7 protein-coding genes are annotated in these 14032 nt (G+C 54.2%); 1 reads left to right on the top strand and 6 read right to left on the bottom strand.

Annotated features, from left to right (window positions below):
• Nucleotides 1-114: 114 nt before the first annotated feature.
• The 6 genes from addA to IJN28_02680 all read right to left on the bottom strand — a co-directional run bounded on the left by addA (nt 115) and on the right by IJN28_02680 (nt 12745).
• Nucleotides 115-3699 (bottom strand): helicase-exonuclease AddAB subunit AddA, encoded by a 3585-nt coding sequence (gene addA, locus IJN28_02655; protein MBQ6712675.1) that lies wholly within the window; start codon nt 3697-3699, stop codon nt 115-117.
• Entirely contained in the window at nt 3665-7129 is a 3465-nt protein-coding gene (gene addB / locus IJN28_02660; protein ID MBQ6712676.1) for a helicase-exonuclease AddAB subunit AddB, read from the bottom strand. The genes addA and addB overlap by 35 nt, the downstream gene beginning before the upstream one ends.
• A gap of 10 nt (nt 7130-7139) precedes the next feature.
• The gene (locus IJN28_02665) at nt 7140-10184 is read right to left on the bottom strand and encodes an SMC family ATPase (protein ID MBQ6712677.1); all 3045 of its coding nucleotides are present in this window, start codon (nt 10182-10184) and stop codon (nt 7140-7142) included.
• Entirely contained in the window at nt 10181-11323 is a 1143-nt protein-coding gene (locus tag IJN28_02670; GenBank protein ID MBQ6712678.1) for an exonuclease SbcCD subunit D, read from the bottom strand. Before IJN28_02670 ends, IJN28_02665 begins: the two co-directional genes overlap by 4 nt.
• Nucleotides 11324-11447: 124 nt before the next feature.
• Nucleotides 11448-12113: an MgtC/SapB family protein gene (locus tag IJN28_02675; protein ID MBQ6712679.1), complete on the bottom strand. Its 666-nt coding sequence runs from the start codon at nt 12111-12113 to the stop codon at nt 11448-11450.
• A 50-nt stretch (nt 12114-12163) separates the two neighbouring features.
• Entirely contained in the window at nt 12164-12745 is a 582-nt protein-coding gene (locus IJN28_02680; protein MBQ6712680.1) for a glycerol-3-phosphate responsive antiterminator, read from the bottom strand.
• 386 nt (nt 12746-13131) lie between these two features.
• Here IJN28_02680 and IJN28_02685 point away from each other — a divergent pair, with 386 nt between their 5' ends.
• Complete coding sequence (locus IJN28_02685; protein ID MBQ6712681.1) at nt 13132-13998, top strand: DUF2520 domain-containing protein; 867 nt, start codon at nt 13132-13134, stop codon at nt 13996-13998.
• Nucleotides 13999-14032: the final 34 nt, after the last annotated feature.

Below are 14032 nucleotides of genomic sequence, written 5' to 3' on the forward strand. Positions count from 1 at the left end.
CTGGAAAGCTGATAAAGAACCGTATTCCGACAAGGATACGGTTCTTTTTTTGTTGTACCGCCCCTCTTCTACCGCAAGGCAAAAAGACTACCCGTAAGGGTAGTCTTTTTTTCATCAATGTATCGGTATGACGCGTTTCGTATGGAAGGCGTAGAGATAGCTGTTCGTAACAGGTATGCCCGTGAGCTGTTCGACAGCACGCCGATAGAGGGATATCTGAACGCGGTAGCGATCCTTGAGCGTTTCGGCATCTGCGAATCGGTCTGTTTTGTAGTCGATCAGTGTCCAGCCTGTGTCTGTCATAAAGAGAGCATCGACGACACCTTGTACAAAGATGGTTTCTTCGTCGTCTGCTTCGGGATAGTATTCCTTCGCAGGAATGAGGATGCCGAACGGCAGTTCGCGGCGAACGTCTTTCGATTCGCGCATACGTTTGCCGAGCGGAAGTGCGAAGAATCTTGCGATGGCATGACAGTCGACTTCTTTTGCAAGGTCGGCAGGTATCAGCTCTCTCTGGGCGAGTGCATCGACTTGGCTTTTGATACTGCCCTCTGTGAGGTCACCGTCCATATCGATCATCTGCATGATGGTGTGCATCATCGTACCATATTCGGCCGCATCGAGCCGTTTTTTCGTCTGAAGGAAACGAGGCTTCTCATACGAGTCGGCTTGCTTTTCAAACGGTACCGTCGCTTGTTCTTCATGTTCGGCGAATCTTCGTTTGATCTCGGTGACGGACAGCTTCGCAGGGAGGTTGACGGCAGTCTTGTTCGGATACTGCCAGAGGAGGCGTTCGTTTATGTCTGTCATATCATCACCGATGTCAACGGCTTCCATGTGTTTGATACGTTTAATAAGCTCTGTCTGTTCGGCTTTGCCTGCTTCTTCCTTTGCGAGGCAGACATGGTGATAATCTATCTGCCACAGAGCTTCGGAATCACGGTACGTCATCTCCGTTTCCATCACTTCACAGCGCAGTTCAAAGCCTGCTTCATGTTTCGCCAAGACGGGCGCGAGCCAGTCGAGCCACGAGCGTGCGCCGACGATGACGGAGTCCGAGAGTTCGTCGCGCCGTGCAAGGAGCGTCCATTTTTCGCGCATCGCTTCGATGTCTTTCGTCGAGCCGACCATGACGAGCTTTTCTCTGGCGCGTGTCATGGCGACATAGAGGACGCGCAGTTCTTCGGCATGGTTTTCCGATACGATCTGCTGTGCAATGGCGAGCCTAGCAAGCGTCGGGTAGCGGTAGCGGTCTTCTGCCATGACGCGGTACGGGCCGACACCGAGCGACTTATGCAGAAGGATCGGTTTTTGCATATCCTGCGTGTTGAATTGTTTGCCGATGTTGGCAAGGATAACGACGGGGAATTCGAGGCCTTTGCTCTTGTGTACGCTCATGATGCGAACGGTGTCTTCGTTTTCTCCGCCGCCGTCTTTGGCCGCGCCGAGATCTTCATCGTTTTCGAGCATCTTGTCGATGAAGCGGAGGAAGCGGAACAGTCCGCAGGCGTCTGTTTCTTCGAACGCTTTGGCACGATCGTAGAGCATCTCGAGGTTGGCTTGGCGCACAGTACCGCTTGCCATTGCTCCCACGTAGTCGTAGTAGCCTGTATCTTGGTACAGCTGCCATATCAGCTCGGGCACGCTTCGAGAGCGCGCAAGCGTACGCCATCTGTCGAGCTGCGATAAAAATGCGGCCGCTTTTTTCATCGTTTCCGCACTTGCGTTGAGCGCATCATAGAGATCTCCTTCACCCGCAAGACGCACGTTCGTCAATTCTTCTTCCGTCATGCCGACGATCGCCGAACGCAGTACAGCCGCAAGCGGGATATCCTGATGCGGATTATCGATGATATTCAGGAGCGACAAAAAGACGCGTATTTCGGACGATTCGAAGTATCCCGAGTCGTCTTCGGCATAACCGCTCACACCGCGCACACGGAGGGCATCTAAGAGGATACCGCTCGCGCGTTTGACCGATCGCAGGAGGATCACGATATCGCGTTTGGCAAGCGGACGATAATCTTTAAGCCCTTTGTCATAGACGACTTTGCCTTGCACGAGGAGGCCCGCAATATAGTCGGCGATCCAGACGGCTTCGCGTTCGACTGCCGAAAGACCGTCACCGCTGTCCTCGCCGTGCGACAGGATATGACATTCTGCGGTATTGTCGAACGAGCGCGGATGCGGCGGATAGACAAGACCTTCGTTGAGTCGTTCTGCCTCTCCGTAGCCGATCTCGGTGACGTGTTCGCGCATGAGCGAGCCGAACACATCGTTGACAGCCGAAAGCACGCCGACGCGCGAACGGAAGTTCTGCGACAAGTCGATGCGATGATTGTATCGTTCGCTCGGATAGCGATGGTACTTATCAAGGAACAGCTCAGGCTCTGCCAGACGGAAGCGGTAGATGCTCTGCTTGACATCGCCGACGAAAAAGAGGTTCGGCTTTTCGGGATTGGCAAGCATCTGCACGATGGCTTCCTGCACGCCATTCGTGTCTTGGTATTCGTCTACCATGATCTCGGCATACGTTTTCTGCAGCGTACGCGCGATATCGGACGGACGGATATCACCGTTTTCGTCTTCTTCGGAAAGGAGCGCAAGGCAGTAATGCTCAAGGTCATTGAAGTCAAGCACACCGTGTTCCGCTTTGACGGCGCGGTATTCTTCGGCATACGCGATCGTCAACTCGCCGAGTGCTTTCATCAGCGGTACGGTCGCACGCATATCTTCGGCGAACTGTTCTGCCGTCGCGAAGAAATACGCGCCTGCGACATTCTCGACGACCTTTTTCCACTTGTCACGCATATCCTTGAGTATCTTTTTCAGCTCATCGTTTTCCCATTTTTTCGATGGCCAGCGAACAAACTCTATGCTGTTGACGACAGCGACCATCTCGTTCCACGTACCGCCCTGTGCGACGGTTGCCGCATGGTCGAGCTGTGTGCTGTCCGAGAGGAGTGCTTCGGCATACGGCTTGGCTTCGTCGCCAAAGCCGTCTATCATGGCGACGGCTTCTTTCGCAAGCAGCGAGGCACCGACGAGATCGATGGCGATGCGCCGCTTTAAGATATCTGCCCAGCACGTGTCGTCAATGTCCATAGCGTCGAGCGGGTCGCCGAGTGTGGACAGCCATTTTTTCTGCCACGGCTGACTGCACGAGAAGTGATACAGCTGTGAAATGAGAGCGGCAAGCGGATCGTCGCTGTCATCTCCGCTGTACGCATCGACGAGCGCGAGGAAATCCGCGTCCTGTTCTTCGTATTTATGTAAAAGAAGCCGCTCCATCGCATCTTGTTCCATGAGGAGAAGCTCCGTCTGCTGTGCAACGCGGAACTTCGGGTCGATGGGAAGAAGATGGATGTATCGCCTGATGAGCGATTGGCAAAAGGCGTGCATCGTCGAGATAGATGCCGACGGCAGAAGGAGCAGTTGGCGGCGGAGACGCTGTCCGTTCTCCTTTTGTGCCGCTTCTCTGAGCGCCGAGCCGATACGTTCGCGCATCTCGGAAGCGGCCGCGTTCGTGAACGTCACGACGAGCAGGCGGTCGATCGTGATGGGATCATACTCGTCCGTCAGTCGGCGAATGATACGCTCAACGAGAACACTCGTCTTGCCCGAACCTGCCGCGGCGGCAACGAGGATATTCTTCCCGCGCGTTTTAATTGCTTCCAGTTGTTTTGCTGACCACGCCATATTCCGCACCTCCTTCGGCTATCATTCTCTCGAGCGCATCTTCGTCGCTCATCTTGTCGAACGTCGTCTTTTGATTCTCTGCCAGCGTTTCGTCGAACTGGCAGAACGATCTATACGCACAGAACGCGCACGCATCTTTGCCATCGTACGTGACGGGACGAATGGCGATGTAACCGTCCAAGATATCTTCGCCCGTCTGACGAAGCATCTGTGCCGTATATCGGCGAAGCACGTCGAACTCTCGCTCCGTTTTCAGGTACGGCAGAGAGTTCTTGTGAAAATCGCCGTCTTTTTTCAGATTGATACAAATAAAAGTCGAGCTGCCGCCGAGCGTCGTATCGAGGCGTTCCAGCACCTCTTTTTCCTTGAGGAGCCAGCCCGGCATACGCTGTGCCTTACTGATCTCTTTCATCGCTTCTTCTGCTGTGATACGTTTCTGCGCAGTGATGAACGGTTGCTTGAGGTAGTAATAGAGCACGCCCGCAGGCATCATCTCGTCTTCACCCGTTTCGATCGCTTCGAGTGCCATAAGATACGTCAAGAGCTGCAATCTGAGACCGTAATACACTTCGGGCATCGTCAGATGAACGCGCCCCGACTTGTAATCGATAACGAGGAAATAGCGTTTTCCGTCTTTGGCAAACGAATCGATGCGGTCGATCTGTCCGACGACGGCAAGCTCCGTTCCGTCGGAGAGCTTCCATTGGAGCGGCGGCATACTGCCCTTGCCAAAGCCGAATGCTTCTTCGTATGCGTACGGTTTGAAATAAGAATCTCTGCCGAATTCGCAGAGCCGCTCTGCCGCCTTGACGATCGTTCTCTCCAAGCGACCGAGGAGCGCACGCTTTTGCGCATTCGAAAGGAGTATCTCGCTTGCCAGCTTCGGTGCCAATTCCGCTACGATATCTTGGGCAAGCGTCTTACGTTCCTCTGTCGTCCATACGCCCCAATCGTCTTTTTCTTTCGTCCGTTCGCCGAATACTTTCAGCGCGGCATGATAAAATTCACCCAGATCGGGTGGTTTTAAGCGGAATACATCACGCTCTTTCAGCTTAAGGCCGTAACGGGCAAAATGGCTGAACGGGCATTGGCGGAATCGCTCGAACCGCGTGACACTGCCGTAGAGCCTGCCCTTGCGGCGATACAGCCTGCCTGCCACGTCCTGCGGGAGCGGCAGCGCGCGGTTGAGGTGGAAAAGACCTGCCAGCGACCGTGCCAACAGCGGTCTTAGCTCCTCGTTCTGTCTTGCCCATTCGTAGATGCGTGCCCATACGGGGCTGAGCACTTCACCGCGTTTTTGACTGCGGAGCACATTGCCGAGCGCGCCGAGTGCTTGCCGCGGATGCGCCAAGAGCGAGATATCTTCCATCTCTGCCGACGGCGGTCTGTACAGTGTGGTGTTCGTTTTCGTCATGCGACAGAGCCGCATGATGAGCGGTGACGGCTGTATGCCTTTGCCTTCGCTGTCTGCAAGCGGATAGCTGATATAGAGCCGTTTTTTCGCGCGCGTGAAGAGCTGATACGCAAGAAACTGCTCATCGAGCGCATCGGCGGCCGTCCCCGGTGCCAAGTCGACACCGAGCGCGAGCATCTTCGCACGGTCGTCATCGTTGAGAAGGCCTTCATTTCCGCCTCGCCGCGGAAGGACACCGTCCGAAGCACCGACGAGGAAGATGATAGGCAGATTTTCGGCATTGTTCTGCTCCATCGAGCCGATAACGACACGGTCAAGTCCCTGCGGGATCAGGCTGAATTCCATCGCGGCCAGACCGCTTTCGATGAGTGCGTAGAGTTCTCGTACGCGCACCGTATCACTGCCGCCGACTTCGGCAAGCTGTTCGAGGAGCGCGATCGTCTGTTTCCACACCTGCATCTCCTGCGCGGCAGTCGTCAGATCGCCGCCCGCCTCCGCTTCGTCTGCCCATGCAGACAATTTCTGCGGCACTTCGAGCTCTTCTAAGAAATAATACAGCTCGGTGATATACGCTTCGACCGTCTTGGCTTTTTTGAGCGCATCAGCCAGCTTTTTGAGCGGTGTGACGGCACGTATACGGCTGTCGTTGATGGCGGTAAGGTATTCTTCCGCTTCGTCTTCTTCGCAGTCGTCGTCAAGAAGCATACGTCTGCGGAATGTCCACGGTTCTTCCTGTGTCCAGTACGAACCGCGGATACCGAACTGAAGCACATAGTTCTCCAGTCGGTCGACTTCTTCGCGCGTCAGTTGGAAAAATTCCGTTTTGAGCGCACGAAATACGGATTCGTAGTTCCACGTGCGCACCGCATCGAGCGAAGCACGAATAAGCTCCGCAAGCGGATGATGGATAGCACGTCTTTTTTGTTCCGAAAAATACGGGATATCATATCGTTCAAAGACCTTCGGCAAGAGGTCGCGGTATCCGTCGGTTCTCGTCAATACAGCGATGTCGCGATACCGATGCCCCTCTTCTCGGCAAAGGCGCACGATCTCGCAGGCGACCATCTCGGCCTCCTGCCGTGCGGTAACGGCTTCTCTCACGACAAGTCCGTCCCGTGTACCGTCAAACGGTACTGCCGCATGAGCGAAGAACCGACGTTCGATATACGCACCGACTTCGTTCTCCGTCAGTCGATACTGCTCGGTAAGCTCCGTTTCGCGCACGTCGGTATCACATTCTTTGGCAAGCGCGAGGAGCGTTCTGCGCGTTTCCCATTGACGACAGAAAAGGTCTGTTTCGTCGCGTCTGTCTGCGCTCTTCGTGTCACCCAGACAAAGCGTGACGGTGATATCAACGCCTGCCATGAGCATCGCACGCAGGACGGTCACCTCGAGCGGGTTGAACCAGCGGAAGCCGTCTATCCAGACACGCGCACCGCGAAACATCTGTGCCGACGGAATCTTCTCGGCAAGGAGAAGGAGCGCGTCGCCCGAATCGGTATACGCCTCTTCCATCGCTGTTTGGAATTCGCCGTAGAGTGATGCGATGTCGGAAAGCTTTGCCCCAAGCTCCGTACCTTTCAGATCGGCTGCGGCATCAGAGAGTACGCTCGGCGCAATGTTGTACGAGCGAAATTCTTTTACGAGCGAGAGCATCACATCGGCGAAATTCGGCTGACGCGCCGCTCTGCCGAGTTTTAAGAGCTCGTCTTGTTTTTGATGCAAAAAGCGCATCAGAAGTATCTTTTTCCCAAGCTCCGAGATGTGCGGCCTGAGCGCACCGCCTTCGGCGCGCAGGACTTGGTGTGCCAGTCGCTTAAAGCCGAAGATGAACGCACGCACGTATCCGCCCGCCATCTCGGCAAGTCGCCGCTCTGCCATGAACGTGGCATGCTCGGGCAGTATCAGGATGAGCGGAGCACCGCTCGGGTCGTCTTTGATATGTGCTGTGATCTCATCGAGGCAAAAACGACTTTTTCCGCTGCCGCTTCTGCCCGATACGATATGAAGGCTCATGTTCTCCCTCCTATCCGATACGGAAGACTGCCGTACTTCCTTTATTCGTCTGCAAGACCTCGAGCCTTGCGTCTATTCGTTCTTTCAGTTCGGGCACGTGCGAGATGATGCCGACAAGACGACCGCCCTGCTGGAGATCGAGGAGCGTCTTGATGGCAAAATCGAGCATCTCGGGATCGAGCGTGCCGAATCCTTCGTCGATGAGCATCGTATCCAGACGGATACCGCCCGAGTACGATTGGACGACGTCCGCCAGACCGAGCGCAAGTGCCAGCGATGCCAAAAAGCTCTCGCCGCCGCTCAAGGTGCCGACAGGTCGTGCCATACCCGTATAGTTATCGAATACCTCAAGTTCCAGCCCGCCCGCCGCATTCTTGCGTGCGCGCTCGTCCGTCCGCTGAAGCGTATAACGGCGACGGCTCATCTTAAGAAGCCGTGCGCTTGCCACTTCGGCGACTTCCGTCAACAGCTCGCTCAAAACGAATCGCTGGAACGTCAGTTTTTTCTCATTGTCACCGCCCGAGACCTGCGCGAGCTTGCCGATGACGCGATACCCTTCCTGCAGATCGTCGATGCGACTCGCGCAGTCGGCGATCTTCTTCCGGTTTTTCTCCTGCTGTTCGATCGCATTCTTCTTCGTCTGCCATTCTTTGACTGCATCGAGGTGCACTTTCTCGGCGATGGTCTTCGCTTCGGTCAGCGCATCGAGCGCAGGCATCGTCAGCCCTTCTGTCGCCGTTTTTGCTCTTGTCAGACGGTCACGCGATTTCGCGACCTCCTCGTCGATGCGTTTTAAGCTCGCTTCCGTATCAGCAAGCCATCGTTCGGTACGCGACGATGCCAAGACAGCTTCACGGCTGTCGAACCCAAGCACAGTTGCATCAGAAAGGAACGCTATCAGCAGGTCTTGGCATTTCTTCTGCTGTTCGAGGAATGCCATTTTGCCCTGTTCTGCATCGGCTTTGGCTTTCACGAGTGCATCGGTCGCCGTTCTCTGACGCGCTTCTGCGTTCTTCCACGCATCATCGAGTTGTTTTATCTTCTTGTCGGCTTCGCGTTTCGCCTGATCGAGTGCGCCGTCCTTCATCAATTCGGCAGGGACTTGGCTTTTGCGTTCTTCGACGATAGCCTCTGCGCTCCGATATTTTTCGCTGGCTTTTTGATACGCCGTTCTCGCCTTCTCGAACGCTTCCTGCGTTTCTTTCAATACTGCCTCGCCCTTTTCGATGCGCGCCTTGAGATTCTGCGCTTCTTCGCTTGCACGCTGTGCTTCTTCGGCTTTTTTTATCGCCGTTTTCGTTTTGTCTGTCAGCGTTTTCGCATCGTCGGCAATGTCGCCGAGAAGCGCGAGCAGTTCTTCTTTTTTCTTCGCGCGGGCTTCTTGGTGTGCCGTAAGCGCAGCAAGCGATACATTCTCTTTCGCATGATGCGCACGCAAATTCTCTGCCTTCGCTTTCGCTTCCTTGCATGCCTCTTCGCTCGGTGCCTCTCCGCTCGGTGCAAGGCGCGGATGATGCGTCGAACCGCAGACAGGGCAAGGCGCACCGTCTGTAAGCGACTGCGCAAGGACACCTGCCTGCGCTTTCTGCCGTGTAAGCTCGAGTTCGGCGGCTATCGTTTCCGCCCGCTTCGCTTCTTCATCGGCAAGGCGAACGTCTTTTTCTTTTTGCACACGTTTTTTCTCTTCCGTTTCGATCTCTCCGAGGAGCTTATCGACATCTTGGCGCGTTTTGAGCAGTGCGGTGAGCCGTTCTTTCGCCTGTATCAGCTTCGCCGACTCTTGTGCGAGAGCCAGTTTTTCTTCGCGCAGTTTGCGGAAGTTGTCGAGTGCTTCCGTATATGTTTTGCACTTCTGCTCTTGGGTCATCATCTCTTTTTCGGCAGTCGTCATCGCGCTCTGCATGGCGAGATAATCCTTCTGCGCGTCTGCCAGCTGGCGGACGACCTCCGTTTTTTTATCAAGGTCGGTGCGCACATCACGCGCCTGTTGTCTGTCGCCTTCACGCGCCTTTTCTGCTTGATAAAGACGCTCTGCCTCTGCTTGCTCTGCCTGCGCACGAACAAGCACAGTTTCCTGCTCGGTGACTGCTGTTTCCTTCGTGCGAAGACCATTCTCTTCCCGTTTCAGATACGATTCGGCAGTCGCCAGCTTCTGCGCACGCATCGCCGCCATCAACTCTTCGCGGAGCGGGCGCGATGTTATTTCGGCTTCTCTCGCCTGTTTTTCCGCTTCGGTCGCCTCGCTTAGATCGGCGAACAGCTTACTGATCCGATTGCCTTCCGTCAGAAGTGCTTCTGCCTGTTCTTTCGCAGTCAGTCGCTCGGCAACAAGTGCGGTAAGGGCCGCCTCTTCGCGTTTCAGTTCATCTATCATCGCCAGAAGCGCCTCTTCGCTCTCGGCACCGCTCGCTTCCAAGATGAGCCTGCGTTCCTGTTCTATCTCATGGAACGCGTCGCGTACACTGCGAGCCTTCTCTTTCAATTTTTGTTCTATCATCTCATACAGTTCCGTGCGGAACAGCGTCTGCATGATGGCCTGTCGTTCTACAGAGCCTGCCATGAGGAGCTTACGAAACTCGCCCTGCGGCAGGAGCACGACTTGCCGAAACTGACTGCACTCGAAGCCGAGTTTTGCGATGACTTCTTCGGTCACGTTTCTCGCACCGCTTGCGACGACCTTCTCGCCGTCTTCTTCGATGCGCCACAGCGTCGCCTGCGGTTTCTCGAACTTCGTACCCGTTCCGCGCACTTTCGCGATCTCCTGTTCGGGAGAGCGTTCTACGCGGTATACATCTTCTTTCACCGCGAAGGTAAAATCGACATACGTGCGTATCTTTTCATCGGCAAAATCGCTTCGTACCGTTTTGGCCGCACGCATCTCTCCGCTCGTTTCGCCGTACAGCGCGAAGCATATCGCATCGAGGATCGTCGTCTTGCCCGAGCCTGTCGGCCCGTGGATAAGGAAGAACGAACGCCCTCCGAGCTCACCGAAATCAAGGTCTGTCCGCTCGCGATATGCGCCGAATGCCTGCATCGTCAATCGAAGTGGTTTCATGCTTTCACCTCCCGCTGCGTTTCATTGACTTCATCTATCGTTTCGTTTAAACATCGTTTCTGTTCGTTCGTCATCTTATCACCCGTCATCGCTTCAAAAAAGACGGCGAACCTTTCTGCTTCTGTCATCTTCGGTCGCTTGACAGTCGTCGTATCCATCATCTCGCGCGGTGCGAAATATGCCCTCTCCAACTGCAGAAGATGCGGGAACTTCTTCTCGAGTCTGCCTTTGGCATCGAGGATCGGGTCTTGGTCGAGAAGCTTGACAGCGATATAATCGTCCGACCCCTCGCCTCTCATCAGCTCCTCGAACGTCCCTTCTACGATACGCATATCACGCTTCGGCGTAAACGATACCATCTCCGTCCGCACCGAACCGTCGGCCGCCAGCTCGACGAGCTGAACGCCTTTTTTCTGACCTGCCTCAGAGAACGAATATTTCATCAGCGAACCGCTGTATCTGACCGTATCACTGCCTGCCTTCTGCGGACCGTGCAGATGGCCGAGTGCCGTATAGCAAAACGGCTCGAACAGCTTCGGCGAGATACTGCCCGTCCCGCCGACGGACAGCGGTCGCTCCGACTCGCACTCCTCACCGCCCGCGATGAACGCATGTGCGACCGCTACCGTACGCGCACTTTTCGGCACGTGCGGCATCATCGCATCCATCATGCACCGCATCGCCATCTCATGACCGAACACCTCATCTGTGCCGTATACCGCACGAACGAGCGACGGCTCCGCATAGACGAGCGGCAAAAACGCCACATCGCCGTACTCGTCGGAAAGCACGAGCGGACGCGCATCAGGCGACGGCACACCGTAGACATAGAGCCCTGCTTTCGTCAGAAGACGACTGCCGAAATGCAGTCTGTCGGCACTGTCATGGTTACCTGCTATCATAATGGTCGGCACACGATAGTCGAGCAGGATCTTCGACAGCGTATCGTCGAGCAGCGCGACCGCATCGGTCGGCGGTACGGCACGATCATAGATATCACCCGCTATCACGAGCGCATCGGGCTTCGTATCTTTTACATAATCGCAAAACTGCTCTAAGATAAACGACTGATCGTTCGTCAAATGGACACCATGAAAATACCGTCCCAAATGCCAATCCGATGTATGTATCAATCGCACAATCATCATCTCCCATCTCTACGGAAACGGTTTCGTTTCCGCTTACCAAAATACCTTCTATCAAAACAAAAAATCATCTATCAGGTAAAAAGACCTTCTCCCTGATCGAGAGAAGGCCTCCTCTTTATTCAACCGTAACATTGCGCACACCGCGCAGATTATAAAATGTCTTGCGAAGGATCATTGACCGATCGCGACCGCCTCGCATCGAAATGAGGAACGTCACGTTGAGCTCCTCACCGCCCTCGACTTCATCGACGATGATATCATTGATATCGGCAGAGAGCAGCCGAAGCGTCTGACACATTTCTTCTATCTTACTGCGGTCGTTTACAAGCGTGATAACGACTTTGAGGCGCGACCGCGCTTTGAGCCGTTTTTCGAGCTGATACAAAAGCGACAGCGTGGCAAACGCCAGGATCGTCGCTAAGATCGCACCCGAATAGTAACCGAACCCGACTGCAAGTCCGATCGCCGATACGACCCAGATGCTTGCCGCCGTCGTCAGCCCCGTAACGAGCGGGCCTTCCTTCATGATCGTACCCGCACCGAGGAAACCGATACCGCTGATGACCTGTGCCGCCAAACGAGCAGGGTCGGCATTCGTCTGCCCTTCTACCGTATAATAGACATTGACTGACAAGATCATGATCATACACGAACCCATACAGACAAGCACGTGCGTCCTGAGCCCTGCCGCCTTATTAGATGCCTGCCGCTCATAGCCGACAAGCCCGCCAAGTAAGATCGATAACAACAGCCTTATGGCTGTATCCACATCTGAGATCATCATATTCCTCCTTCTCTCTCTTCTATGGAGGACATATCATCGGTCTGCGCTCAGCCCCACAAATCCTTATTGCTCGTGCTGACCGCCGTAATACCGTTACCAAACGCCATCTGCACATCATCAGCCGTCTGGATAAGACCACCGCCGAATACTGCCAGCTTCGTTTCTTTTTTGATACGCTCGATCGTAAATGCAGGTACAACACCCGGCAATACCTCGATAATATCCGGTTTGTATTTCACTGCCAGATTGATACCCGTACGAAGCGATTCCGAATCCATCAAGAAGAGTCGTTGTATAGCGATCATGCCGCTGTCACGAATGACATGGCACAAATATGCTTTCGTTGTAATAAGACCTGCGATGCCCATCTGCGACAAGAAGCGGATACCCACTTCGTCCTTACCGACACCTGCAATAAAATCAAGATGCACGAACAAACCCTTGCCTACCGCAGCTGCCTCCTTCACCATCTCGGGAAGCGATAAGATATCACCGAACAGAACCAACACGATCGGCGAATTGCTCTTGAGCGCTTGACGGAACTGATCCGCATTGCGCACCGACGGAATAATAGAATTGCTCTGCTCTGTTTTTAACTGTTTGATAAACGATTCAATATTGCTGTTCATATTTTCTCCCTCTCTCTTTTGCTTGGACAGCTTCTTTATATAAATGTAACAATATTCTGTCTCTTACAGATTATTATACAATTTTCTTCAACCTTAGACAATCTTATTTTGATCCTTCACAGAAAAAGGTTACGTTATTGCTTGCGCCTGCAAAATCGGTGTGGTATGATATGTGCGGCAATGATCGATGGTAGCCTTGTGCACTATACGATACACGCCATGTCTATCATAACTGTATATCAAGCGCATCATATCTGCTTGGATCTGCGGACCGAGACGGCTGACGACGTGCTTATTTGCCTATTATGCGAACATTTCGCGATAGGTCTGTTTGCATATGCCTCTCGACAGATTCGAGGGGCGTTTTTTGTTGGGAGGTTTTTGGTATGTGTTCGATACGTATTGCCATCATTGGTGCAGGCAAAGTCGGAACCGTGTTGGCTCGTCTACTGACTGAAAAAGGATATTCTGTCACGGAGGTGATGAGCCGTTCTTCGGATTCAGCAACGCGCCTTGCCACGTTGATCGGCGCACGCATGGTAACGGATGCACGCAACTTGACGGCAGACGTGATCCTCGTCACCGTCAGCGACCGCGCCATCGGTGATATCGCATCGTCACTCGCTGTGCCTCTGTTCAAAGGACGCATCGTACTCCATACGAGTGGCTCAATGGGGCGCGAGGTGCTGTTTCCCGCGGCCGAAGCAGGCCTTCATACAGGCAGTATCCATCCGCTCTTTTCGTTTGCACGGTACGACTTATCGGCAGATGACCTCTGTGGCACCTATTATGCCGTTGACGGAGACGAGATCGCTCTGCCTGTTGCCATGGAACTTGCTCACGCGCTCGGCGGACAACCGTTTCACCTGTCTGCCGACAAACGCGCACTGTATCATGCAGGGGCAGTCGTCGCATCAAACTATCTCGTGACGCTTCTCACGGTAGCCGCTCGTCAGTTATCGTTGTGCGGTCTGACAGAAGACGATGCGCTTCGCGCACTCATGCCACTTGCGGTCGGCACACTCAACAATCTGTCTGCCGTCGGCAAGAACGCTCTGACAGGCCCAATTGTACGCGGTGATATACCTACGATAGACAAACATCTTCATACGCTCGGCGAGAACTGCCCCGATACGCTCGCGCTCTATCGACTGCTCGGTACAACGACTGCCGATATGGCAACGGCGAACGGACAGCTTTTACCCGAGACCAAGACCATCATTCATCAACTGTTACGGAGGGATATCCATTGAACAAACACATTTCCAAATTGGCGATCGCCGAGAA

It is taken from the genome of Selenomonadales bacterium, from assembly GCA_017442105.1.
GTDB lineage: Bacteria > Bacillota > Negativicutes > RGIG982 > RGIG982 > RGIG982.